Below are 25,216 nucleotides of genomic sequence, written 5' to 3'. Positions count from 1 at the left end.
GTGGGAGCGGGCCACGCCCACCGGCTCTACCGGCACGGCCACTCGCCGGTGCACGCGCTGCCGCCGCACACCAAGCTGGCGGCGGTCTTCGCCTTCGTCGTCGTGGTCGTCTCCACGCCGCGCGAGGCGATGTGGGCGTTCGCGTTGTACGCGGTGCTGCTTGGTGTGGTGGCGTACGCGGCCCGCATCCCTGCGGGGTTCCTCCTGAAGCGGCTGCTCATCGAGGTGCCGTTCGTGGCGTTCGCGGTGCTCATGCCGTTCGTGGCGGAGGGCGAGCGGGTCGGCGTACTCGGTCTCTCGCTGAGCGTGAACGGACTGTGGGGCGCCTGGAACGTCCTCGCCAAGGGCACGCTCGGCGTCGCCGCCTCCGTCATCCTCGCCTCCACCACCGAACTGCGGGCCCTGCTCCTCGGCCTCCAGCGGCTCAAGCTCCCGCCGCTGCTCGTCCAGATCGCCTCGTTCATGATCCGGTACGGGGATGTGATCACGGACGAGATGCGCCGCATGAAGATCGCGCGGGAGTCGCGCGGCTTCGAGGCGCGGGGCGTGCGCCAGTGGGGGGTCCTGGCCAAATCCGCGGGCGCGCTCTTCATCCGCTCCTACGAGAGGGGCGAGCGGGTGCATCTGGCGATGGTCAGCCGGGGGTACGCCGGTTCGATGCCGGTCATCGACGAGGTGACCGCATCGCGCACGCAGTGGACGTACGCGCTGGCCCTTCCGTTCTCCGCACTTGTCGTATGTCTGTTGGGATGGACGCTGTGAGTACTGCCCCTTCTCCTGAGGCCCCTTCTCCTCAGGTCCCTTCCCTCGAGGTCTCCGGCCTCGCCTTCGCCTACCCCGACGGGCACCAGGCGCTCTTCGGCGTCGACATGACGATCGGCCGCGGCGAGCGGGTTGCCCTGCTCGGCCCGAACGGCGCGGGCAAAACGACCCTCGTCCTGCATCTGAACGGCATCCTGACCGGCGGCGCGGGCACGGTCACCGTGGCCGGCCTGCCCGTCGGCAAGAAGCACATGGCGGAGATCAGGCGCCGGGTCGGCATCGTCTTCCAGGATCCGGACGACCAGTTGTTCATGCCGACGGTGCGGGAGGACGTGGCGTTCGGCCCCGCGGCGGCAGGGATGCGCGGCCCCGAGCTGGAGGCCCGCGTACAGAACGCTCTTGCACAGGTCGGCATGGCGGAGTTCGCCGACCGCCCGCCGCACCACCTCTCCTTCGGGCAGCGCAGGCGGGTGGCGGTGGCGACGGTCCTCGCGATGGAGCCGGAGATCCTGGTCCTCGACGAGCCCTCGTCGAACCTCGACCCGGCGTCGCGCCGCGAACTGGCCGACATCCTGCGGTCGTTGGACGTGACGGTCCTGATGGTGACGCACGATCTTCCGTACGCTCTCGAACTCTGCCCCCGCGCCCTGGTCCTCAGCGACGGCGTGATCGCGGCGGACGGCCCGACGGGGGAGCTGCTCGGCGACGAAGCCCTGATGAGCGCGCACCGCCTGGAACTGCCGTTCGGCTTCGACCCGAAATCCGTGACAATGGGGGCGTGACGAACCAGGCCCCCGAGGGATCGCTGCTCCTCGACGACCAGCTGTGCTTCGCGCTGTACGCGGCACAGCGCGCCGTGACGTCCGCGTACCGTCCGGTCCTCGACGAGCTGGGGCTCACCTACCCCCAGTACCTGGTCATGCTGGTGCTCTGGGAGCGAGGCGAGATCCCCGTCAAGGAACTGGCCGCCGCGCTGCACCTCGACTACGGGACGGTCTCGCCGCTCCTGAAACGCCTTGAGGCTGCGGGGCTGCTGCGGCGCGAGCGGGCGGCGCACGACGAGCGCTCGGTGCTTGTGCAGGTGACCCCGCAGGGCGCCGAGCTGCGGTCACGGGCTTCTGCCGTGCCGCAGGCGCTGCTGTCGGGGGCCGGGCTGAAGGGGGACGAAGTGGCGCGGCTGCGGGGCGAGTTGTGGCGGCTTGTGGAGCGGGCCGAGGCGGTCGGGGCGCGGGAGAGGTGAGCGGCGGGGGGTTACCCGCGGTTGCTACCCCCGGGTAATAAGGACGTGCGTACGCCAGATAGATTGCGCACGATGTACTTGTCCACGCTCCTTTCTCCTTCCTCCTTCTCTCTCCCCGGGTGAGGTCGAGCCATGACCGACGGCACCATCGCCGACAGCCGTCCGACGAAGATCATGTACGTTGCCGAGGCCACCGCGCACGGCGGCCGTGACGGCTACGTCACCAGCCAGGACGGGCAGCTCGACCTACGGGTCGCGATGCCCCCGGCGCTCGGCGGCGACGGCCGCGGCACCAACCCCGAGCAGCTCTTCGCGGCGGGCTACAGCGCCTGTTTCCACAACGCGCTCGTCCTGGTGGGCCGCCGCGCGGGCTACGACCTGACCGGCTCCACCGTCGCCGCGAAGGTCGGCATCGGCCCCAATCAGGAGCAGGGGTACGGCCTCGCGGTCGCGCTCAACGTCTCGCTGCCGCTGGTCGACCAGGAGCTCGCGGGGCGCCTGGTGGGGGCGGCGCACCAGGTCTGCCCGTACTCGAACGCGACGCGCGGGAACATCGACGTCTCGATCGTGCTGAGCTAGCCGGAATCCGGCGGGCCGCGTCTCTGTTGCCTTTAGGGATGCGCGTGCAGGTGATTGAGGAGAACGACGTGGCGATCGACGGGACAGTGGCCGAGGGCTTCGAGCCGGTGCGGGACGCCTTCGTACGCAACTTCGCCGAGCTCGGTGAGCAGGGGGCGGCGGTCACGGTCTACCGCGAGGGGCGGCCGGTCGTCGAGCTCTGGGGCGGTACGAAGGACGTCGACGGGGGAGAGCGGGGTGCGCCCTGGGAGCGGGGCACCGCGCAGATCGTCCGCTCGGCGACGAAGGGCGTCGCCGCCGCTGTCCTGCTCCTGCTCCACCAGCGCGGCGACCTCGACCTGGACGCGCCCGTCGGGTCCTACTGGCCGGAGTTCAAGGCGCACGGCAAGGAACGGACGCTGGTCCGGCATCTGCTGTCGCACCGGGCGGGGGTGCCGGTCCTCGACCGCCCGCTGACTCCCGCGGAGGCGGCGGATCCCGACTTCGCGGCGGACGCGGTCGCCGGGGAGGCGCCGGTCTGGGAGCCGGGGACCGACCACGGCTATCACGCACAGACATACAGCTGGCTGACCGGTGAGCTGGTGCGGCGGGTGACGGGGCGGTCGATCGGGGAGTGGGTGGCCGAGGAGATATCCCGGCCGCTGGGCCTCGACCTCTGGATAGGCCTTCCCGAAGGGGATGCGGACCGTGTGGGCCGGGTCGGCCGCATCTCGGCACCGTCCGCGCCCGGGGGGCTTCGGGTCCGTCCCCGGCGGAACGTCGCCGAGGCCTACGCGGACCCGGACTCCCTCACCCAGCGGGCGTTCGGCGCGATTGACCCGTCCCCGGACGAGAACGACCCGGCGTACCGGTCGGCGGTCCTTCCCGCGTCCAATGGCATCGCCACGGCGTCGTCCCTGGCGCGCTTCTACGCCTCCCTGATCGGTGAAGTCGAGGGTGGGGAGCGGCTGTTCACTCCCTCGACGGTGGAGCTGGCGCGCGGGGAGGAGTCCGCGGGGGCGGACCGTGTCCTTGTCGTCAACACCCGCTTCGGCCTTGGCTACATGCTGCATGGCGGGGCGTCGCCGCTGCTGGGTCCCGGTTCGTTCGGTCACCCCGGGCGTGGGGGCGCGCTTGGCTTCGCCGATCCGGAGTCGGGGATTGCCTTCGGGTACGTGACGAACGGGATGAACAAAGGCGTTACGGCGGATCCTCGGGCGCAGGGGCTTGTGCGGGCGGTGCGGGGGCTGGTGTAGGGGCGTTTTCCCTTAAAGAGCAGGGGGGACCCCTCGACGGGCTGAAAGAACCTGCCGGGCAATCGGGTGGGTGGGCGGGAAAGCTTTCGCCGCGAAGCGGCGGTACGGCGGCGCAGCCGACGACGGCGCGTCGTCACCCCGCGTGCAGCATCAACCCGATCCCCGCCACCATCAACCCCGCCGCCACAAGGCGAGGCGCCCCGAAGCGTTCCTTGAAGAACACCGCCCCGATTGCCGCGCCCACGATGATCGACGACTCCCGGAGGGCGGAAATCGGCGCCAGGTCCGCCTTCGTCTGGGCCCACAGGACCAGGCCGTACGCGGAGACGGACAGCGCAGCCCCCAGGAGGCCGACACCGGCGAACGGGCGCAGGCGGCCCGGCAGTTCACCGCGCCAGCGGTAAGCCGCGTACACCGGAATCACGACGCCCTCAAGAATCATCAGCCACGCGATGTACCCCATCGCGGAGCCGGACGCCCGGACGCCGAGTCCGTCCACCACCGTGTACGCCGCGATGGAGACGCCTGTCGCCAGCGCCGCGCCTATCGCCGCCCAATGGGGACGGCGGCCCGAGCCGCGGATGCCCCATAGGGCCAGGCCCGTCAGGCCCGCGCACGACACCGCGACCCCCGCCGCCTGCCAGCCGTCCGGGATCTCGCCCGCGAAGACCGCCGCGAGGACGGTCACCACCAGCGGCGCCGTCCCGCGCGCGATCGGATACGCCTGGCCGAAGTCGCCCAGCTTGAACGACCGCATCAGGAGGGCCATGTAGCCGACGTGGATCGCCGCGGAGAGGACGAGGTAGGGCCAGGCACCTGCCGCCGGGATCGCGACGAACGGGGCGAGGAGCAGGCCGATCAGCATCCCGCCGCCGGCTATCAGCGTGAAGCCGATCAGCTTGTCCGTGATGTGGTGGGCGATCGCGTTCCAACTGGCGTGCGTGACGGCGGCCAGCAGGACCGCCGCCGCGACCAGCGGGGTCATTCGCCGAGCTCGCGCACGTCCACCAGGGTGCCGTTCGCGTGGGCGATCAAGTCCTTGGGCGCCATGGGGAAGACCGCGTACGGGGTGCCCGCCGCCGCCCACACCACGTCGTGGCCCAGGAGTGAACGGTCGGCGAGTACGCGCGTCTTCGTCACGTGGCCGAAGGGCGGTACGCCCCCGATCGCGTAACCCGTCGTCTCCCGGACGATGTCCGCCTTCGCGCGCGTCACCTTCTCCGCGCCCAACTCCCGGCGTACGAGCTCCAGATCGACGCGGGACGCCCCGTCCATCAGGACCAGGACCGGGACGCCGTCCGCCGCGAAGATGAGCGACTTGCAGATCTGGCTGAGCTCGCAGCCGATCGCCGCGGCGGCCTCCTGGGCGGTACGGGTCTGGTCCGGGAAGCGGCGGATGTCGCCGACGAGGTCGGCGAGGCCCAGCTCGCTCAGGGCCGCGGCGAAACGGGGGTGTGCGGGAGATTCGGTAGCGCTCATGCCCCGCACGCTAGCGGTCTGTGTACGGGGCACGCGACCGTGTATCCGTATACCGGACAGCAGGCTTTGGATACCGGAGGGAGCGGGTGCTACTGCCCCGCCAAGAACATCGCCCGCACCAGCGGCCCCGCCGACTCGCCGCCGTGGCCGCCCTCCTGGACCACCGCGCCCGCGGCCAGGTCGCCGCGGTACGCCGTGAACCAGCCGTTCGGCTTCTTCTGGCCGTCGACCTCCGCGGAGCCGGTCTTCGCGCCCATGTCGGAGCCGAGCCCGGACATCGGCTCGACCGCGGTCCCGGCCACCGCCGTGTAGTGCATCAGGTCACGCAGCGCCCCCACCGTCGCACCCGACATCTTGCGCGGTGCCGTCGCCAGCGTGCGGTCGTCGACGTCCGGCGAGACCAGGTACGGCTGCTTGAACGTGCCCGACTTCACCGTGGCCGCCACCGACGCCATGTTGAGCGGGTTCATGCGGACCCCGCCCTGGCCGATCAGCGACGCCCCCATCTGCGCGTCGCTCTGCACCGGGATGCCGCCGTCGAAGGACGGGACACCGATCGACCAGTTGTCGCGGCCGAGGCCGAAGACCTCCTGCGACTGCTTGGTGAGGGAGTCGTTCTGAAGCTTCTTGGCCTGGCTGATGAAAGCCGTGTTGCAGGAACGGGCGAAGCTCGCGCGGAACGTGCCGTCCTTGATCTCGAACTTGTCGTCGTTCTGGAACTTCCAGCCGCCGTACGTCACGTACTTCGGGCACGGGTGCTTCTTGTCCACCCCCGCGAGCTTCTTCTCCAGGAGCAGCGACGACGTGATGACCTTCATCGTCGAGCCGGGGGCCAGCGACCCCTGGAAGGCGATGTTGAAGCCGGCCGGCTTGGAGTTCGCCGCCGCCAGGATCTCGCCCGTGCTGGGCTTCACCAGGACCACCGACGCCTGCTTCCGCTTCGCGGTCTCCTTCTCGGCCGCCGACTGGAGCGACGCGTCGATCGTCGTCTTCAGGGTGCCCGGCGTGCCCGGCGAGAGCGTGAGCAGCGTCTTGTCGGGGGTCGCCTTCGCGTCGTCCTTCGTCGTCGCCGACTTCTCGGCCGACTTCGCACTGCCCTTGCGTACGACGCGCAGCTCCACGCCCGCCGTGCCGCCCGCCTTCTCGCCGTACTTCTCGCGCAGGGAGTCGAGCACCGTGCCGAGGGAGGGGTACTTCTTCGCCGTCAGCTCCGCGCCGTCCCGGTCGACCGCCTTGATGGGCGGGTCGCCGGCCTCGCCGGTGACCAGGCGGTCGCCCTCCTTCAGCTCGGGGTGGACGACCGAGGGCTGCCAGCCGATCAGTGTCTTGCCGTCGTGCTTTCTTCGCACGACGGTGAGCTCGGAGTCGTAGGAGAAGGGCTTGGACTTTCCCTCGTACGAGACCGTGGACGTGACCGAGAACGGCAGCTTCGCGCCCGCCCGCCTGCCCGGCGTCAGCTTCACCTCGGTGAGGTGGGAGTCCTTGCTGTACGCGGTGAGCGCGGTTTTCGCCGCCGTCCGGTCGTCGGTGAGCGCGGCGGCGCCCGCCACGTCGCCCTTCTCCCATGCGGCGAGGAAGCCCCGGGTGGTGGCGCGGACCTCGGAGGCCGTCGGCGGGCCCGCGGCCACCGGCTTCTCGTCGACCGTCGGGCCGCCGTCGTCACCGGACGAGCCGCCGCCCATCAGGCTGTACGCGGCGAAGCCCAACCCGCACACGACCACAGCGGCGGCGCCGCCGAGCACGCCCGGGTGCACCTTGGCGTTCTTCGCGCCGGTGGTACCCGTGATGCTGTTGATGCCCTTGCGCTCGCTGGCGCGCCCTCGCTTGCCCACAAACCCTCCGCAGATTCCCCAGAGCCCCCCAGCTCCTCACCGGACGGCCCCACCCTAGGGGGCTTTCAGGAAGCCCCCGACCACTCGTCCCTCAGCTGCCCGCAGCCAGCACCGCCGCCACGATCGGACCCGCCGTGTCGCCGCCGTGACCGCCCTCCTGGGCCACCGCGGCTGCCGCCACATCCCCCCGGTAGCCGGTGAACCAGCTGTTGGGCTTCGCCTGGCCGTCGACCTCCGCCGAGCCGGTCTTCGCGCCGATGGTCCCGCCGAGCTTGGACATGGCGCCCGCGCCGGTGCCGCTGACCGCCGTGCGGTTCATCATCTGGCGCAGCTGCTTGACGGTGGACGCGGGCAGGCCGTCCGCCCGGGCCAGTTCGCGGTCGTCCAGGGACTGGGCGACGACGACCGGTTGCCGGAAGGTGCCCGTCATCGCGGTCGCCGTGACCGAGGCGAGGTTGAGCGGGTTCAGCTGGACCTCGCCCTGGCCGATCATGTTCGTCGCGCGGTCGGGTCCCGGGGACGCCGGGACCGTTCCGTCGACCGTCCGGACGCCCGCCTTCCAGTCGAGGCCGAGGCCGAACCGGTTCTGCGCCTCCTCGGTGAGGGACTCGTCGGTGATGCCCTCCTCGTCGACGAGCTTCACGAACGCGGTGTTGCAGGAGCGCGCGAAGCTGTCGGCGAGGGTCGCGTTCTCGTTCGGGGCCAGGCCCGGCAGGTTTTTGATGGTCTGGCTCTGCCAGGTCGCGGTCGCCGGGCAGGGCGCGGGCCCGCCCGCCCTCGTCACGCCCTTGTCGATGAGCATCGCCGCCGAGACGATCTTCATCGTGGAGCCGGGGGCCAGCTTGCCCTCGAACGCCGCGTTGAACTGGTCCGCCCGGTGGTTGGCGACCGCAAGGACCTCGCCGGAGCTCGGCTGCACGGCGACCACCGACGACTCCGCGTGCGCGGCCACCGCCTTCTCGGCCGCCTTCTGCGCGGGCGCGCTCAGCGTCGTCTCCAGCTGTCCTGCCTTGCCCTTGGCGAGCGTGAGGAGCGTCTCGGTGCCCTCGTCCTCGGTCTCGTGCTGGACGTAGAGCTCGACGCCGGGCGTGCCGCCCGCCTTCTCGCCGTACTTCGCCCGCAGCTGGTCGAGGACCGGGCCGAGCGACGGATAGTCCTTCTTGTCCAGGACCTCGCCGTGCCGGTCGACCGCCTCGATGGGCGGCGCGGCGGCCTCTCCGGTCTGCAGGGTGTCGCCGTCCTCCAGGTCCGGGTGGACGACGGACGCGTCCCAGTCGACGAGCGCACGGCCGGTGGTGACGCCCCGGACGACGGTCAGTTCGGAGTCGTACGCGAAGGGCTTGGACTTCCCCTCGTACGTGACAGTCGCCTCGACCGAGAACGGCACCCGCGTCCCGGTGGCCTTCCCCGGGGTGAGCTTCACCTTCGTCAGGTGCGCGTCCTCGCGGTAGCCGGTCAGGAGGAGCGAGGCCACTTCCGCGTTGTTCGTGTACGAGGCGGCCTGCTCGGCGTCGCCCTTCGCCCACGCGGCGAGGAACTTTCCGGCGGTCTCCGCGGTCTCCTTGTCCGTCGGCTGCCCCGTCCGCACGGCCTCGGGGCCCGACGAGGACGCACCGTCGCCCCCGGTCACGCCGTTCACCAAGTTGTACGCGCCGTACCCGGCGCCCCCGACCATGACCGCGAACACCCCGCCGACCAGGGTGACTTTTACCCCTTTGCGCATGACGCGCTTCCCCTCCCCAGGAGCCTTCCCGTATCCGAATGAACACGGAAAGTCGTTCGCCCCGACTTTAAGGGGAGGAGGTGACAGATGAGCGGGCTGTTATCCGAAGGTGTCCAAGGTGCGCCCTACACTCATGTCACTGCACCCATGGCGCTACACCCAGGTATCGAGCAGCATTCTGGCCCGCCAGGAATCGATGGGAATCGCCTGGCCCGTGTAAATCGGCCAGAACCAGACGAAGTTCCACAGGATCAGCAGCACGAGGACGCCCGCGCTCGCCGCGCCCACCACGCGTCGCCGTTCACTGGAGCCCGCGGGACCGATGATCGCGCCGATCATCATCGCCACGGCAAGACAGAGGAACGGCACGAAGACGACGGCGTAGAAGAAGAAGATCGTCCGCTCCTGGTACATGAACCAGGGCAGATAGCCCGCCGCGATCCCGCACACGATCGCCCCGGCCCGCCAGTCCCTGCGGAACGCCCACCGCCACAGGACGTAGAGCAGCGCGAAGCCCGCCGCCCACCACAGCATCGGGGTGCCGAGCGCGAGGACCTCGCGGGCGCACTTCTCGGCGGTGTCGGCGGGGCAGCCGTCCTTGCCGGGCAGCGGGGACTCGTAGAAGTAGGAGACGGGGCGGCCGTCGACGATCCAGCTCCACGGGTTGGACTGGTAGGTGTGCGGCGACGACAGCCCCACGTGGAACTCGTACACCGCGTGTTCGTAGTGCCACAGGCTGCGCAGCCAGTCCGGCAGCCACGTCCAGTCGCCGCCCTTGCCGTCCGTCGCCGCCCAGTTGCGGTAGTAGCCGCCGCTGCCGTCGGTCGGGGAGAGGATCCAGCCGAGCCAGGACAGCACGTACGTGCCGAGCGCGACCGGCACCGTCGAGACGAACGCCGGGAACACGTCGCGCTTCAGGACCGCGCGGTAGGGGCGCGCTGCCCCGGCGACCCGGCGGCCGCCGACGTCCCACAGGACGGTCATCAAGCAGAAGAAGACCATGATGTACAGGCCGTTCCACTTGGTGCCGAAGGCGAGACCCAGGCAGAGCCCGGCCGCCCAGCGCCACGGCCGCCACCCCAGGCGCACCGTTTCCGCTACGTACGCGTCGGGACGTACGACACCGTCCGTGCTGTCGGGGTCCGTCGGCAGCGCCGCCGCGAGCCGCTCCCGCGCCTTGTCCCGGTCGATCAGGAAGCAGCCGGACGCGGCGAGGACGAAGAACATCAGGACCTGGTCGAGGAGCGCGGTCCTGCTCATCACGAAGTGCAGGCCGTCCACCGCGAGCAGCGCGCCTGCCAGACAGCCCAGGAACGTGGAGCGGAAGAGCCGCCGCCCGATCCGGCACAGCATCAGGACGGACAGGGTGCCGAGCACCGCCGTCATGAAGCGCCAGCCGAACGGATCGAAGCCGAACATCCACTCGCCGATGCCGATGACGTACTTGCCGACCGGCGGATGCACGACGTATGCGGCGTCCGTGGGGATCTTGACGCCGCTGCCCTGCGCCAGGACGGTGTCGTTGACCTTCTCGGGCCAGTTGACCTCGAAGCCCCGGTGGATCAGCGCCCAGGCGTCCTTGGCGTAGTACGTCTCGTCGAATATCACGGCCTTCGGGCTGCCGAGATTCCAGAACCGCATGACACCCGCGACCAGCGTGATCAGCAGCGGGCCGATCCAGCCCATCCACTTGACCAGCAGATCCGCCGTCGCCTTCGGCACCCCGAGCGTCACCCACAGCCGTGGGCTCGGCTCGGTGTACGCGGGGACGAGACGGGCCCGTACGTCGTCGCTGCCTCTGGGCCGCGCCACATAGCCGAAGCGGCGCAGCCTGCGCTGCCACGACGGCTGCTGCTCCTCGGCTGCCTGGCCCTGGCGGGTGTCCGGGGAAGACGCGGTACTGGTCACCGCGCCATCGTAGGGAACCCGACTGTGTGAGTCCCGCTCCTGGGCCCTCCAGGCCCCTGCGAGGATGGAACCGTGACAGGAAGCGCCCACTCCCCAGAAAACCAGTCCCCCGGAACCCTCGTCCTTGCAGGCACGCCCATCGGCGATGTCGCGGACGCGCCGCCGCGGCTCGCCGCCGAGCTGGAGTCGGCGGACGTCGTCGCCGCCGAGGACACCAGGCGCCTGCGCAGGCTCACCCAGGCGCTCGGCGTGCAGGTGGGCGGCCGTGTCGTCTCGTACTTCGAGGGCAATGAGACGGCCCGTACGCCCGACCTTGTCGAGGCCCTGGTGGGCGGTGCGCGGGTGCTGCTCGTGACGGACGCCGGGATGCCCTCCGTCTCCGACCCCGGCTACCGCCTGGTCGCGGCCGCCGTGGAGCGCGACATCAAGGTGACCGCCGTGCCGGGCCCGTCCGCCGTGCTCACGGCGCTCGCGCTCTCGGGGCTTCCCGTGGACCGCTTCTGCTTCGAGGGGTTCCTGCCGCGCAAGGCGGGCGAGCGCCTCTCACGCCTGAAGGAGGTCGCCGACGACCGGCGCACCCTCGTCTACTTCGAGGCACCGCACCGCATCGACGACACCCTCGCCGCGATGGCCGAGGCGTTCGGCGACGAGCGCAGGGCGGCGGTCTGCCGCGAGCTGACCAAGACGTACGAAGAGGTCAAGCGCGGTTCGCTGAAGGAGCTCGCGGAGTGGGCCGCCGACGGAGTGCGCGGTGAGATCACCGTCGTCGTCGAGGGCGCCCCCGAGAAGAGCCCCGGCGAACTCGGCCCCGACGAGCTGGTGCGCAGGGTGCGGGTGCGCGAGGAGGCGGGGGAGCGGCGCAAGGAGGCGATCGCCGCCGTCGCCGCCGAGGCGGGGCTACCCAAGCGCGAGGTCTTCGATGCCGTCGTCGCGGCAAAGAATGCGGCTCAGAGCGCCCCATCAGAGGGCAAAGGACTATCGTGAAAGGCAAAGTGCGGGCCGCGCACCGGGCCTGAAGGCCAATGAAAGGCCAAATCGCCTTCAACGCTCGACAGGTCTGATGCGCTCGCTCCGGGAAAAGCGTCCACTGGTCAAAGGGACGCACCCGTCCCGACGCTGCCGGCCGGGAGGAAAGCCCCGGTCGGACGGCGCTTGTCCAGCGGACAAGAGGAGCTGGCATGAGTGAGATCGCCGACACCGGTCACGACACCACGGCGTCCACCGCGACAACCGCGACACACACTGCTCACGAGTCGTACGCCTTTGCCTGCATGCGCTGCGGGCACGGCTGGGAACAGTCGTACGAGATCGAGCATCACGTCGACGCCAAGGGCAAGGAGTTCGTGCTCTACGTGGCGGACGGCCGGTATGTGCCGTCGCCGCTGTCCAGGCCGACGTGCCTGAACTGCGACGGTCACGTCGTGCGGATCATGCGGGCCGGGCAGGTTTCGTCGGTGCTCGATCTGATCCAGCGGTCTCACGCGCCGAGGCCGGCGCACAAGGAGCCGGAGGAGCCGGACGCGGCGGAGGCGGCCGGTGAGGGGGAGCCCAAGCACCACCACTGGCACCTGTCGGCCCTGCTGCACCCCTTCCACCACCGCAAGGCGGGATGACACCCCGCTTCGCAGGATCGGGCCCTTCGTAGGATCGGGGCATGCCTTCCAACGACGCCGACTCCAAGAACGCCGCGCCGCCGCTGCCCGAACCGCTGCGGGTACCGGTCGCCGACTCCCACACCCACCTCGACATGCAGTCGGGCACGGTGGACGAGGGGCTCGCCAAGGCCGCGGCGGTCGGCGTGACGACGGTCGTGCAGGTCGGCTGCGACGTGGCGGGGTCGCGCTGGGCCGCCGAGACGGCCGCCGCGTACGCCGCCGTGCACGCCACGGTCGCCCTGCACCCCAATGAGGCGCCCCGCATCGTGCACGGAGACCCCGACGGCTGGTCCCGGCAGGGCGCGCGCGAGGCGGGCGGCGACGCGGCGCTCGACGCCGCCCTCGCCGAGATCGACCGCCTTGCCGCGCTTGAGCACGTCAAGGGCGTGGGCGAGACCGGCCTCGACTACTTCCGCACGGGGCCCGAGGGCAAGGAGGCCCAGGAGCGGTCCTTCCGAGCCCACATCGAGATCGCCAAGCGGCACGGCAAGGCCCTGGTCATCCACGATCGCGAGGCCCACGACGATGTGCTGCGCGTCCTGAAGGAGGAGGGCGCCCCCGAGCGCACCGTCTTCCACTGCTACTCCGGCGACGCGGAGATGGCCCAAGTGTGCGCGGAACACGGCTACTTCATGTCCTTCGCAGGCAACATGACCTTCAAGAACGCACAGGGTCTTCGGGACGCCCTGGCCGTCGCCCCGCTGGAACTCGTCCTGGTGGAGACCGACGCCCCCTTCCTGACGCCCGCGCCCTACCGCGGACGGCCTAACGCGCCGTATCTCATTCCGGTCACATTGCGGGCCATGGCCGAGGTGCGGGGCATCGGCGAGGACGCCATGGCCGAGGCGATCTCCGTGAACACCGCGCGCGCCTTTGATTACTGACCGATAACGCCTAAAGCCCCATAGTTCAGGGCAGTGCGGCGACACTGCGTATCCGCAGTGCTTTGGAGAGTGACGATCGCTCCGCTAGGTTCTGTCCGCCTCGCCCGATCCGGACCAGAACCGTGGAGCGTCGTCGTGAGTCATGCGCAGTACGGGACGTCGTACGGAGCCCCCGCGCCGCCCCCTGCTCCGGAGCCCGGCGAGCACTTCCCCCGGCAGTCCACCGGGCCCGAGACCGTCGACGCCCCGCGCCCCGTCGACGCCCCGCGCCCCGTCGGCGGCCGGGCCCAGGCGCGGCGGGCCGCGCGGCGCAGGAAGAGCGTCTCTGAGCGGCCCGAGTCGCTGCGGCGGCTGCTGCCGCAGGCCCTCGTGGTGGCCTTCCTCGCCGGCGGCACCTCCGCGTTCGTCGCCGATGACAAGGCCGTGCAGCTCACGGTCGACGGCAAGGCGCGCACGCTGCACACCTTCGCCGACGACGTGGACGAGCTCCTGGAGGAGGAGGGCGTGGACTTCGGCGCCCACGACATCGTGGCGCCGACCGCGAACACCGCCCTGGCCAGCGGCGACGAGATCGCCATCCGGTACGGCCGGCCCGTCGAGCTCACCCTCGACGGCGAGCGGCGCGAGGTGTGGACGACGGCGCGCACGGTCGACAGCGCGCTGCGGCAGCTCGGCGTGCGCGCCGAGGGCGCCTATCTGTCGGCATCGCGCAGCAAGCGGATCGACCGGAGCGGTCTCGACCTCGACGTACGGACCGAGCGCACCGTGACGGTCATGGCGGACGGACGCGAGCGCACCATCCGCACCAACGCGGCGACCGTGCGCGAGGCGGTCGAGGAGTCCGGCGTCAGCCTGCACGGCCAGGACACGACCTCCGTCGCGCCCGGCAGCTTTCCGCGCGACGGCCAGACGATCACCGTGATGCGGATCTCCGGGCGCAAGGAGGTGCGCGAGGAGCCGATCCCCTTCGACGTGCGGCGCACCCAGGACCCGACGCTCTTCAGCGGTACGGAGGTCGTCGAGCGCCCGGGCCATCAGGGCACCCGGCGGGTCACCTACGCCCTGCGGACCGTCAACGGCGTCCAACAGAAGCCGCGCCGGGTGAAGTCCGAGGTGGTGCGCGAGCCCCAGACGCGGATCGTGAAGGTCGGCACCAAGCAGCAGCCGAACTCGGTGGCGGGCGCGGACGGCCTGAACTGGGGCGGGCTCGCCCGGTGCGAGTCGGGCGGCCGCCCCAACGCGGTCGACGGCTCCGGCACCTACGGCGGCCTCTACCAGTTCGACACCCAGACCTGGCAGCGCCTCGGCGGCCAGGGCCGCCCCCAGGATGCTCCGGCACAGGAACAGACGTACCGAGCCAAGAAGCTGTACGTACAGCGGGGGGCGAGTCCGTGGCCGCATTGCGGGGCGCGGTTGTAGTCGGCATGGCTGTGGGCAGGCGTTCCGCAGGGCGGAACGGGAAAGGCCTGTTCGTCAGCTCGATGCCGCGGGCCCCGTAACCTGGTCAGGTGAGCACAGAGCCCAGCAACCTCCTCGGCGCCGCCGACATCCGCGAACTGGCAGCCGCCCTCGGCGTACGCCCGACCAAGCAGCGCGGCCAGAACTTCGTCATCGACGCCAACACGGTCCGCCGCATCGTCCGCACCGCGGAGGTAGGCCCCCAGGACAACGTCGTCGAGGTCGGCCCCGGACTCGGCTCCCTGACCCTGGCCCTCCTGGACACCGCCGCGCACGTCACCGCCGTAGAGATCGACGACGTGCTCGCGAGCGCACTGCCCGCCACCATCGAGGCCCGCCTCCCCGCGAAGGCGAACTCCTTCGCGCTGGTGCACAGCGACGCCATGCTGGTGCGCGAGCTGCCGGGCCCCGCCCCGACCGCACTGGTCGCGAACCTCCCGTACAACGTGGCCGTACCCGTACTCCTGCACATGCTCGACACCTTCCCGACCATCGAGCGCACGCTCGTCATGGTGCAGGCCGAGGTCGCCGACCGCCTCGCCGCGGCGCCCGGCTCGAAGGTGTATGGGGTGCCGTCCGTGAAGGCCAACTGGTACGCCGACGTGAAGCGCGCCGGGTCCATCGGCCGCAATGTCTTCTGGCCCGCGCCGAACGTCGACTCCGGGCTCGTCTCGCTGGTACGGCGGGCCGAGCCGGTCAAGACCACGGCCTCGAAGCGCGAGGTGTTCGCCGTCGTCGACGCCGCCTTCGCGCAGCGCAGGAAGACGCTGCGGGCCGCCCTGTCCGGATGGGCCGGGTCCGCGGCCGCCGCCGAGGCCGCGCTCGTCGTGGCCGGGGTCTCCCCGCAGGCGCGCGGCGAGGCGCTCACGGTGGAGGAGTTCGCGCGCATCGCCGAGCACAAGGGCGCCGCCGAGCTCAAGGAGGCAGGCGCGTGAGCGTGACCGTACGGGTTCCCGCGAAGGTCAACGTCCAGCTCGCGGTGGGTGCCGCACGCGCGGACGGCTTCCACGGCCTCGCCAATGTCTTCCTCGCCGTCGGCCTCTACGACGAGGTCACGGTCACGCCCGCGGACGAACTGCGGGTGACGTGCGAGGGCCCGGGATCCGATCAAGTGCCCCTGGACCGTACGAACTTGGCCGCACGGGCCGCGGAACTGCTCGGCGCCCGGTACGGGATCGCGCCCGACGTGCACATCCACATCGCCAAGGACATCCCCGTCGCGGGCGGCATGGCAGGCGGCAGCGCGGACGGTGCGGGCGCGCTCGTGGCGTGCGACGCGCTGTGGGGGACGAAGGCGCCCGGCGGTGAACTCCTCGACATCTGCGCCGAGTTGGGCAGCGACGTGCCGTTCAGCCTGGTGGGCGGGGCGGCGCTCGGGACGGGGCGCGGGGAGAAGCTGGAGCCGCTTGAGGTCGGGGGCGCCTTCCACTGGGTGTTCGCGGTCGCCGACGGCGGGCTCTCGACCCCGGCCGTGTACCGGGAGTTCGACCGGCTGACCCCGGTCGCGCCGGACCCCGAGGCGTCCCCGCCGCTGCTCGACGCACTGCGTACGGGCGATGTGGCGGGCCTCGCCGCGACCATGGTCAACGACCTTCAGCCCGCGGCCCTTTCGCTCTTCCCGTCCCTCAAGGACACCCTCGCGGCAGGCACCGCCGCGGGCGCGCTCGCGGCCCTTGTCTCCGGCTCCGGGCCGACGACGGCGTTCCTCGCCGAGGACGCGGACGCGGCGCGGCGCGTTGCCGACGCGCTGCTTGCGTCCGGCTCGTGCCGGGCGGCGCGGGTGGCGGAGGCGCCGGCTCGGGGTGCCGTGGCGCTCTGAGCGGTTCGGGAGCGCCCCGAAGGGGCGCGGGGCTGCGACATGTGCGGCTCCGCCGCGTGGGCGCGACCAGCCACGATGGTGCCGCAGATGATCGACGGCATGTCGCGGCACTTCCAGCGGATCGCTCAGATACTCAGGCCGGGATCTGAGTACGTGCGCGCTGACGCGGGGCCGTCGCCTCGCGCGACCGTACCTGTATGGGATCAAGCGTTCGCGAACTGGCCGAGAAGACGCCCGCCGGGCGTGACCGGTACATCGATCTGCTGCGGGTCGCCTCGCTCGGCACGGTCGTCATCGGGCACTGGCTGATGGCCGCCGTGACGGTCGGCGACGACGGCAGGACCGAGGTCGGCAACCTCCTCGCCGTCGTACCGGACCTGCAGCTGCTCACCTGGGTGCTGCAGATCATGCCGGTGTTCTTCTTCGTCGGGGGCTTCTCGCACGCGCTCTCGTACCGCTCGCTGAGCCGCAAGGCCCCGGAGGGCGGTTCGGTCTACTCGGCGTTCCTGCGGGCGCGGCTCCAGCGGCTGCTCCGCCCCACCATGGTGTTCATAGGGGTGTGGGGCGCGGCCGCGCTGCTGCTCCAACTGCTCGGCGAGGGCGGGGCGTTGCTGGATGTGACGCTGCGGCTCGTCGCCCAGCCGCTGTGGTTCATCGGCATCTACCTGGCGATGGTCGCGTTCACCCCGCCGCTGCTGAGGCTGCACGAGCGGTACGGGTGGGGCGCGTTCGGCGGGCTCGTGCTGGCGGCGGGTGCGGTGGACGCGGCGCGCTTCGCCTTCGACGTTCCGTACGTCGAGTTCCTCAACTTCGCCTTCGTCTGGCTCGCGGTGCACCAGCTCGGTTTCCTGCGGGCGGACGGGAGGCTGCGGATGCCGTCCGCACTGGCGGGAGCGGGCCTCGTGGGCGCCGCCCTGCTGGTGGCCCTCGGCCCGTACCCCCTCTCCATGGTCGGGATGCCCGGCGAGCGCGTCTCGAACATGGCCCCGCCGACCTTCGCCCTGCTCTGCCACGGGATGTGGCTGGTCGGCGCGGTGGAGCTGCTGCGGGGGCCCGCGACGCGGTGGCTCGCGCGGCCCCGGGTGTGGCGGGGCGTGGTGACGGCGAACGGCATCTCGATGACGGCCTTCCTGTGGCACCTCACGGCGATGCTCGGTGTCTACGGGATGCTGCTCGCCCTCGACGTACCGCTGCCGGAGCCCGCGTCTGCGGCGTGGTGGGCGCAGGTTCCTTTGCGGATGGCGGCGGCGGTAGTGCTGACCGGGATCCTGGTCGCAGCCTTCCGCCGCTTCGAACGGGCGGGGGCGCCCCGGGAGTTGACCCCGGCCCCGGGTTCGGGCCCGGCGGCCGCCGTGGGGGTCACGCTGTGCCTCTTCGGGGTCCTTGGCCTCTCGATGGTCGGCTTCGGGGGGCTTTTGGAGGGGCGTACGGCGATGCTGATCGCGGTGCGGGTGACGGCACCGGTGGCGGTGGGGATGGCGCTGGCGGGGTGGCTGCTGGTGGAGCGGGCGGGGCGCTATCGATGACCGTCGATCACCGGCTCCGCCGAGTTCGTCCTCAAACTCCCCCAAGCTCTTAAAGAGCAGGGGGGACCCCCTCGACGGGCTGAATCTCCCGGCGCTGATCGCCTAACCTGATCGCTCGGCGAATGGACGGAACACCCGTCCCAGACTGCCGAGTTGAGATCGGGGGCGGGGAGAATGAACTGCACGCGGTGCAAGACAACACCGCTTGGCTCCGACGGGCGCTGCCCGCAGTGCGACGGAGGCCCGGCACGCAAACCCTGGGAAGCGCCGGACAAGGCACCCGACCGCCCGCCCGCCGCCACTCCGCCCCCGCCAGCCGCACCCCCCGGCCCGCCCGGAAGCCACCCCGGACACCCCGGATACCCGCCCCCGCCCGGCACCCCGTACCCCGGCTACTACGTCCCGATCCCGCCCCGCCCCACCCCGGCCGGAGGCCTCGGTACCGCCGCCTCGATCCTCCTCGGCGGTGTCGCAGGACTCACCCTGCTGCGGCTCGTCGCCGACTTCGATCTCTACGGTGACCTCGGCCGCGCCTGGTTGCTCTACTACGACGACGACTTCGGCGAGTTCTGGGGCGTCACCGTCATCCTGCTCGGCATCGGCTTCCTCGCCGCCATCCCCGTCTTCCTGACCTGGTTCCACCGGGTGCGGATGAACGCGGAGGTGCTCGCGCCCGGACGGCACCGGCAGTCGCCGGGCATGGCGATCGGCGCGTGGTTCATCCCGGTGGCCAACTGGTGGATCCCGAAGCAGATCACCGACGACATCATCGCGGCGAGCGAGCCGTACGGCTCGGGACCGTACGGATACGGCCCGCAGCCCTATCGCCCCGGAAGCGGCACCGTCACCGCCTGGTGGATCACCTGGGTCGCGTCCAGCGTCACCAGCGCGCTCGGCTGGATGCTGCTCTCCAGCGCGGACAACGGGGACGTCGGGCAGGCCAGGACCGCCGTGCTGATGTTCATCCTCTCCGACCTGACCCTGATCGCCGCCGGGATCTGCGGCCTCATGGCGGTCCGCCTGATCAGCACCATGCAGGACGTACGGCTCGGATTCGCCCGCCCCGGGATGCCGGGTACGCCGATGCCCCCGCAACGGCCGCCGGGCTGGTAGCCGCCGCCTCCGACTACGCTGGAGATCGATCGATCCCCCTTACCTGGAGCGTTAATGGCCGTCAATCTGGTCAATGTCGAGGCAGTCAGCAAGGTGTACGGCACACGTGCCCTGCTCGACGGTGTCTCCCTCGGCGTGTCCGAGGGGGACCGGATCGGCGTCGTGGGGCGCAACGGAGACGGGAAGACGACCCTCATCCGGATGCTCGCCAAGCTGGAGGAGGCCGACACCGGGCGGGTCACGCACAACGGCGGGCTTCAGCTCGGCGTACTGACCCAGCACGACTCGCTGGACCCCGAGGCCACCGTGCGGCACGAGGTCATCGGTGACCTCGCCGATCACGAGTGGGCGGGCAACGCCAAGATCCGTGACGTGCTGACCGGCCTTTTCGGCGGCCTTGAGATGCCTGGCTTCCCGCAGGGCCTCGACACCGTCATCGGGCCGCTCTCCGGTGGCGAGCGGCGGCGCATCGCGCTCGCGAAGCTGCTCATCGGCGAGCCTGATCTGATCGTGCTCGACGAGCCGACCAACCACCTGGACGTCGAGGGCATCGCCTGGCTCGCCGAGCATCTGCGGACGCGGCGCTCGGCGCTCGTCTGCGTCACGCACGACCGCTGGTTCCTCGACCAGGTGTGCACGCGCATGTGGGACGTACAGAGCGGGTCTGTCTACGAGTACGAGGGTGGGTACTCCGATTACGTCTTCGCGCGTGCCGAGCGTGAGCGCATCGCGGCCACCGAGGAGACCAAGCGGAAGAACCTGATGCGCAAGGAGCTTGCCTGGCTGCGGCGCGGGGCGCCCGCCCGCACCAGCAAGCCCCGGTTCCGCATCGAGGCCGCCAATGAGCTGATTGCCGATGTACCGCCGCCGCGTGACACCAGCGAGCTGATGAAGTTCGCGACCACGCGGCTCGGCAAGACCGTCTTCGACCTGGAGGACGTGACCGTCCAGGCCGGGCCGAAGGTGCTGCTCAAGCATCTGACCTGGCAACTCGGCCCGGGCGACCGCATCGGCCTGGTCGGTGTGAACGGCGCGGGCAAGACCTCGCTGCTCCGGGCGATGGCCGAGGCCTCGACCTCCGACGGCGATGCGCAGCCCGCAGGCGGCCGGGTCGTGGTCGGCAAGACCGTGAAGCTGGCCTACCTCTCGCAGGAGGTGGCCGAGCTCAGCCCGACGCTGCGGGTCCTTCAGGCCGTGCAGCAGGTGCGCGAGCGCGTCGACCTCGGCAAGGGCCGGGAGATGACCGCGGGGCAGCTCTGCGAGACGTTCGGCTTCAACAAGGAGAAGCAGTGGACGCCGGTCGGTGATCTGTCCGGCGGCGAGCGGCGCAGGCTGCAGCTGCTCCGTCTCCTGATGGACGAGCCGAACGTCCTCTTCCTCGACGAGCCGACCAACGACCTCGACATCGAGACGCTGACGCAGTTGGAGGACGTACTCGACGGCTGGCCCGGCTCGATGGTCGTCATCTCGCACGACCGGTTCTTCCTGGAGCGCACCACCGACAAGGTGTTCGCGCTTCTGGGTGACGCGACGATGCGGATGCTGCCGCGCGGCATCGACGAGTACCTGGAGCGCCGCAAGCGGATGGCGGAAGCCGCCGTCCCCGCGGCCCCCGCGGTCACCGCACCGGCCGCCGCGCAGAAGACCGTCTCCTCCGCCACTGTGTCTTCCAAAGAGAATCGCGCCGCGAAGAAGGAACTCCAGAAGATCGAGCGGCAGCTGGACAAGATGTCCACGAAGGAGACATGGCTGCACGCGCAGATCGCCGATAACGCCACGAACTTCGAAAAGGTGGCCGAACTGGACGCCGAGCTGCGTCAACTCATCGGCGAGCGCGACGAGTTGGAGATGCGCTGGCTAGAGCTGGCGGAGGACGCGTAGAGGTCTCGTAACAGACGCATCACGGGCCGGTCCTCCCTTGGGAACAGGGGGCGGACCGGTCAGGTGTGCTAGAGGCGCAGGGTGATAGAAAGGTCGGCCTGAGCACCACTTGGCGTGCCGAAAAATCAGTGAAGGGGGAAGCGCTGATGACTCAGCCGCCCAACCAGCCGCCGTCCGGCGGTTTCGGAGCTCCGCAGGATCCGCAGCAGGGAGCCGCTCCGCAGCCACCGGGCCAGCCGCCGCAGGCGCCCGGCCAGCCGCCGCAGGCCCCGCCGACTCCGCCCGCGGGGCAGCCCGGTTACGGCTATCCGCAGACGCCGCCCGCGCCGCAGCCCGGCTACGGCTATCCGCAACAGCCCGGCCAGCCCGGACCGTACAACCAGCCGGGCCCGTACGGCCAGCCCCAGCAGCCGGGTCCCTACAGCCAGCCGCAGCAGTCGGGCCCCTACGGATACCCGCAGACGCAGCCGCAGTTCCCCGGTGCCCCGGGTGCTCCCGGCACCCCGCCCGGCGGCGGCAGCAAGAACCCGTTCAAGGGCAAGCCCGGTCTGATCGTGGCGGCCGTGGCCGCGGCGGCGCTCGTCATCGGCGGTGTCGCCTGGGCGGTCGTCGGCGGTGACGACGACGGCAAGAAGAAGAAGCCGACGGCCGGCAAGAGTGACGACCCCAAGGCCACCGGCTCCGCCCCGGTCAACCCCGGCAACGGCGACGGCGACGGCGGCGAGGAGCAGGAAGACCTCAACGCGGGCCGTCAGCCCGGCGAGTCGAAGGTGCTCTGGTACAAGGAAGCGCCCAAGGTGCCCGGTTCGGGTGCCGACGCCAACGGCATGTGGGTCAAGGGCGACGTCGCCGTCAAGGCCGCGTTCAAGGAGATCAACGCCTACAACGTCGAGACGGGCAAGGCCGCGTGGCCCACGATCAAGTTCCCGCAGAAGATCTGTGGCAGCACCCCGACGCCCACCGCCGACGGCAAGATCGTCGTCGCGTACAAGGACGGGCTCAAGGACAACGCCAAGTGCAGCCAGGTCCAGGTCGTCGACCTGAAGACGGGTGACAAGGGCTGGAAGAAGCCGGTCGAGGAGGAAGGTCTCTTCGACTTCGCCAGCAACGCCGACCTCTCCATCACCGGTGACACGCTGATGGTCGGCCGCTCCCAGTCCGGCACGGCGCTGCGGATGAGCGACGGCAAGGAGCTCTTCGTATCCGACAAGAAGGACGAGGGCACCTGCTTCCCCAGTGGCTTCGCCGGCGGCAAGAAGATGCTCCGCGCCCTGTCCTGCGGTGCCGGCTCCGACACGGAGCACGACGAGCTGCAGCAGATCGACCCGAAGACCGGCAAGGCCGTCTGGACGAAGAAGTTCCCCAAGGGCTGGAAGGTCGGCCGGATCTACTCCGAGAGCCCCACGGTCGTCTACCTCACCAATGAGGACAAGAAGCAGTGGAACATCACCACGCTGAAGCCCAACAGCAGCGCCACCCGCTCTGAGGTCAGCGTCGACGAGAAGTTCGCACCGGAGTGCGGCGGTTCGACGTTCCTCGGCGGCAGCCTGCAGGGCTGCCTGGGTGTGACGGTCGACGACAAGAACCTCTACCTGCCGACCGAGGCGAGCTCCGGTGCCAACGAGGTCGTCGCGGTCAGCCTCTCCACCGGCAAGGAGGCCTGGCGCACGAAGTCTCCGCTGGAGGAGTCGATGCTGCCGATGAAGGTCGAGGGCGGTTCGCTCATCGCCTACGTCAACCCGTCGTACGACGCCGGCGGTCAGATCGTCTCGATCTCGACGTCGGGCTCGCACACGCCCAAGACGCTCCTGAAGAACCCGGAAGGGACCTCGGAGATCGAGAGCGGCTTCTTCTCGAAGGACGTCGACTACGTGGACGGACGCTTCTACATCTCCACCACGCGGCTCTCGGGCAGCACGCAGGGCCAGGAGAAGCTGATGCTGGCCTACGGAAAGTAGCCCTCTCCGTCGTCCAGTCACATTCCCGCCCACGCCTCACGCCGCAAGCTTCTCGCCTCAAGGAAAAGACGTCATGACGCAGCCCCCACCGCCCAACGAGCCCCCGCAGCAGGGCGGGTTCGGCGCACCGCAGGATCCCCCCGCCGTCGGCTTCGGCAAGGCCCCCGAGCCGAACCCGAACCCGGGGTACGGCTACCCGCAGGCGCCCGGCACCCCGCCGCCCGCGCAGCCGCCGACGCCGCCCCCGCCGCCGCAGGGCCAGCCGCCGCAGGGCCAGCCCAACTACGGCTACCCGCAGGCACCGCAGGCCCCGCAGGCCCCGGCCCCGCAGGCCCCCACCCAGCCCCAGGGCTACGGCTACCCGGGTCAGCCGGGTCAGCCCTACGGCCAGCAGCCCCCGTACGGCGCCTACCAGCAGCAGCCCCCGACCATGCCGATGGCCCCGCAGCCGGGCGCTCCCGGTGGGTCCGGCGGTGGCGGGCTCAGCGGCCAGATGAAGATCATCATCGGCGCGGTGGTCGCGATCGCCCTGATCGTCGGCGGCGGCGTCTTCTACGCCACGACGTCCGGCAAGGACGACACCGAGGCCAGCTCCGAGGGCTCGTCCGGCGGCAAGGGCGGCGAAGGGGAGCAGAAGGGCGGCGGCGGCGCGGCCGAGGGCGGCCCGGGCAAGGAGAAGGTCCCGGCCAACACCGCGGGCAAGATCGTCATGCAGCTCCCGCAGCCCGAGGTGCCCAAGGACGACGTCTGGAGCATCAAGGGCTCCTGGCTCACCGAGGGCGTCTACGCCAAGGCGGGCGTCAACAAGATCGTCGGCTATGACTCGGCCACCGGCAAGGAGCTGTGGACGCGGCCGCTCAAGGGCCAGACGTGCGCGGCCTCGCCCGAGATCACCAAGGACGGCGTCGCCGCGGTCGCGTACGAAGAGGCCAAGCGGAATAAGTCGGGCGACCACGAGACCTGCTCGCAGATCTCCGGGATCGACCTGAAGTCCGGCGAATTGCTCTGGACGGAAGAGGTCAAGGAGGGCAGCTCGGCGGCCCGCGTCCAGGAGCTCACCATCAGCGGCAGCACGGTCGCTGTCGGCACCAGCGCGGGCGGCGCCGCCTTCAAGGCGTCGTCGGGCGATCTCCTGTGGGAGCCGACGGCGGGCGACAAGTGCCAGGACGAGGGCTACGCGGGCGGCGAGCAGCTGGTCGCGGTGCGCAAGTGCGGTGACTACGGCGACGAGAAGCTGAGCGTCGAGCTCCTCGACGCGACGTCCGGCGATGCCGAGTGGACGTACCCGGTGACGCCGGGCGTCGACAACGCCAAGATCATCTCGACCAGCCCGGTGGTCTACGGCCAGGACACCCAGGACATCACCTCCAGCGGTGCCACGGACGTCTTCTCGCTCGACGACCAGGGCAAGCTGCGCGCCAAGATCTCGCTGCCCGACGGCAAGTACGACCACAACTGCGAGGTCAACGTCGTACACGACTGCACCTCGATCGCCGTCGGCAACGACAAGCTGTACGTCCCGACCCGCCAGCACGACGGTGGCGGTGAAAGCTACAGCCAGACCAACGAGATCATCTCGTTCTCGCTGAAGACGGGTAAGACCGACGGTGGCCGCGCCGACGCGGGCGAGGGCGGCGAGATGTTCCCGATCCGGATGGACGGCGGCAACATCCTGGCGTACAAGGACGGCGGCTACAACAAGGGCTCCCAGGTCGTCTCCATCAACGGCAAGACGATGAAGGAGACCAAGCTCCTGGAGACCCCGGCGGCCGAGGCGGTCGGCAACGCGATCAGCGGCATGGTCCCGAAGTCGAACGAACTCCTTTACGGCGACGGCAAGTTGTTCCTCGGCAAGGAACTGATCAGCAAGCCGTACTCGAAGGACGAGAAGGAGTACACGGCGCTGGGCTTCGTGGCGGAGTAACCGCAGGCCCGCGCCCGGAGCGCGATACCGGACGGCCCCGATCCCCTTGTGGAGCGGGGCCGTTCGGCATTCCCGTGCGCGCCCTCCGTACGCACGTACAACCCGTCACCCGTCCATGGGCGGTATTTCCGCATTCCGGGCCGCTTCTCGCCGGTAGGGGGCGCGCAACGTCGAACAAGCGTGTAGCTTCCGGGGGATGAGTGGGTGCGGGGCCGGGGGGCCCTCGATCCGTGGGGGATC

21 protein-coding genes are annotated in these 25,216 nt (G+C 70.6%); 16 read left to right on the top strand and 5 right to left on the bottom strand.

The genetic code is table 11. The features are described 5' to 3' along the window. The 5 genes from cbiQ (at position 1) to AB0O76_RS18745 (ending at position 3,816) form a co-directional block, all read left to right on the top strand. Positions 1-762, top strand: a complete 762-nt coding sequence (gene cbiQ / locus AB0O76_RS18765; RefSeq protein ID WP_365492042.1) for a cobalt ECF transporter T component CbiQ — start codon at positions 1-3, stop codon at positions 760-762. Continuing rightward, positions 750-1,544: an ABC transporter ATP-binding protein gene (locus AB0O76_RS18760; protein WP_365492040.1), complete on the top strand. Its 795-nt coding sequence runs from the start codon at positions 750-752 to the stop codon at positions 1,542-1,544. The genes cbiQ and AB0O76_RS18760 overlap by 13 nt, the downstream gene beginning before the upstream one ends. After that, positions 1,541-2,002: a MarR family transcriptional regulator gene (locus AB0O76_RS18755; protein ID WP_365492037.1), complete on the top strand. Its 462-nt coding sequence runs from the start codon at positions 1,541-1,543 to the stop codon at positions 2,000-2,002. The genes AB0O76_RS18760 and AB0O76_RS18755 overlap by 4 nt, the downstream gene beginning before the upstream one ends. A 132-nt stretch (positions 2,003-2,134) precedes the next feature. Beyond that, positions 2,135-2,581, top strand: a complete 447-nt coding sequence (locus AB0O76_RS18750; RefSeq protein WP_365492034.1) for an organic hydroperoxide resistance protein — start codon at positions 2,135-2,137, stop codon at positions 2,579-2,581. Between the two features lie 38 nt (positions 2,582-2,619). After that, on the top strand, positions 2,620-3,816 hold the full coding sequence (locus AB0O76_RS18745; RefSeq protein ID WP_365492031.1) for a serine hydrolase domain-containing protein: 1,197 nt from the start codon (positions 2,620-2,622) through the stop codon (positions 3,814-3,816). Between the two features lie 133 nt (positions 3,817-3,949). Here AB0O76_RS18745 and AB0O76_RS18740 read toward each other — a convergent pair whose 3' ends face one another. From AB0O76_RS18740 to AB0O76_RS18720, 5 genes are all read right to left on the bottom strand, one after another. Continuing rightward, the gene (locus AB0O76_RS18740; protein ID WP_365492028.1) at positions 3,950-4,801 is read right to left on the bottom strand and encodes a DMT family transporter; all 852 of its coding nucleotides are present in this window, start codon (positions 4,799-4,801) and stop codon (positions 3,950-3,952) included. After that, positions 4,798-5,295: a YbaK/EbsC family protein gene (locus AB0O76_RS18735; protein ID WP_360770401.1), complete on the bottom strand. Its 498-nt coding sequence runs from the start codon at positions 5,293-5,295 to the stop codon at positions 4,798-4,800. Before AB0O76_RS18735 ends, AB0O76_RS18740 begins: the two co-directional genes overlap by 4 nt. 89 nt (positions 5,296-5,384) lie before the next feature. Further along, positions 5,385-7,127: a penicillin-binding transpeptidase domain-containing protein gene (locus AB0O76_RS18730; protein WP_365492024.1), complete on the bottom strand. Its 1,743-nt coding sequence runs from the start codon at positions 7,125-7,127 to the stop codon at positions 5,385-5,387. A 91-nt stretch (positions 7,128-7,218) separates the two neighbouring features. Further along, positions 7,219-8,850: a penicillin-binding transpeptidase domain-containing protein gene (locus AB0O76_RS18725; RefSeq protein WP_365492021.1), complete on the bottom strand. Its 1,632-nt coding sequence runs from the start codon at positions 8,848-8,850 to the stop codon at positions 7,219-7,221. Positions 8,851-9,003: 153 nt separating this feature from the next. Next, on the bottom strand, positions 9,004-10,758 hold the full coding sequence (locus AB0O76_RS18720; protein WP_365492018.1) for a phospholipid carrier-dependent glycosyltransferase: 1,755 nt from the start codon (positions 10,756-10,758) through the stop codon (positions 9,004-9,006). Positions 10,759-10,830: 72 nt separating this feature from the next. Here AB0O76_RS18720 and rsmI point away from each other — a divergent pair, with 72 nt between their 5' ends. From rsmI to AB0O76_RS18665, 11 genes are all read left to right on the top strand, one after another. Then, a complete protein-coding gene (rsmI, locus tag AB0O76_RS18715; RefSeq protein WP_365492015.1) occupies positions 10,831-11,742 on the top strand; it encodes a 16S rRNA (cytidine(1402)-2'-O)-methyltransferase in 912 nt (303 codons plus the stop codon). Between the two features lie 194 nt (positions 11,743-11,936). Continuing rightward, a complete protein-coding gene (locus tag AB0O76_RS18710; RefSeq protein WP_365492012.1) occupies positions 11,937-12,371 on the top strand; it encodes a hypothetical protein in 435 nt (144 codons plus the stop codon). A gap of 41 nt (positions 12,372-12,412) precedes the next feature. Beyond that, on the top strand, positions 12,413-13,297 hold the full coding sequence (locus AB0O76_RS18705) for a TatD family hydrolase (protein WP_365492010.1): 885 nt from the start codon (positions 12,413-12,415) through the stop codon (positions 13,295-13,297). 135 nt (positions 13,298-13,432) lie between these two features. Then, the gene (locus AB0O76_RS18700; RefSeq protein ID WP_365492007.1) at positions 13,433-14,716 is read left to right on the top strand and encodes a ubiquitin-like domain-containing protein; all 1,284 of its coding nucleotides are present in this window, start codon (positions 13,433-13,435) and stop codon (positions 14,714-14,716) included. 89 nt (positions 14,717-14,805) lie between these two features. Continuing rightward, positions 14,806-15,690 (top strand): 16S rRNA (adenine(1518)-N(6)/adenine(1519)-N(6))-dimethyltransferase RsmA, encoded by an 885-nt coding sequence (rsmA, locus tag AB0O76_RS18695; protein ID WP_365492004.1) that lies wholly within the window; start codon positions 14,806-14,808, stop codon positions 15,688-15,690. Next, the gene (locus AB0O76_RS18690; protein WP_365492001.1) at positions 15,687-16,574 is read left to right on the top strand and encodes a 4-(cytidine 5'-diphospho)-2-C-methyl-D-erythritol kinase; all 888 of its coding nucleotides are present in this window, start codon (positions 15,687-15,689) and stop codon (positions 16,572-16,574) included. The genes rsmA and AB0O76_RS18690 overlap by 4 nt, the downstream gene beginning before the upstream one ends. Before the next feature lie 197 nt (positions 16,575-16,771). Beyond that, positions 16,772-18,100 (top strand): acyltransferase, encoded by a 1,329-nt coding sequence (locus tag AB0O76_RS18685; RefSeq protein WP_365491998.1) that lies wholly within the window; start codon positions 16,772-16,774, stop codon positions 18,098-18,100. 174 nt (positions 18,101-18,274) lie between these two features. Beyond that, positions 18,275-19,213: a DUF4328 domain-containing protein gene (locus AB0O76_RS18680; RefSeq protein WP_365491995.1), complete on the top strand. Its 939-nt coding sequence runs from the start codon at positions 18,275-18,277 to the stop codon at positions 19,211-19,213. 54 nt (positions 19,214-19,267) lie between these two features. Next, the gene (locus AB0O76_RS18675) at positions 19,268-21,094 is read left to right on the top strand and encodes an ABC-F family ATP-binding cassette domain-containing protein (protein WP_365491992.1); all 1,827 of its coding nucleotides are present in this window, start codon (positions 19,268-19,270) and stop codon (positions 21,092-21,094) included. A gap of 146 nt (positions 21,095-21,240) precedes the next feature. Next, positions 21,241-23,052 carry a PQQ-binding-like beta-propeller repeat protein gene (locus AB0O76_RS18670; RefSeq protein WP_365491989.1) on the top strand — a complete coding sequence of 604 codons (1,812 nt, stop codon included), beginning with the start codon at positions 21,241-21,243 and terminating at the stop codon, positions 23,050-23,052. Positions 23,053-23,125: 73 nt separating this feature from the next. Then, entirely contained in the window at positions 23,126-24,976 is a 1,851-nt protein-coding gene (locus AB0O76_RS18665; RefSeq protein ID WP_365491986.1) for a PQQ-binding-like beta-propeller repeat protein, read from the top strand. Positions 24,977-25,216: the final 240 nt, after the last annotated feature.

Origin of the sequence: Streptomyces sp. NPDC086554 (assembly GCF_040686095.1) — a bacterium.
In the GTDB taxonomy this organism is placed as follows: domain Bacteria; phylum Actinomycetota; class Actinomycetes; order Streptomycetales; family Streptomycetaceae; genus Streptomyces.
This window is presented reverse-complemented; position numbering and strand designations above follow the sequence as displayed.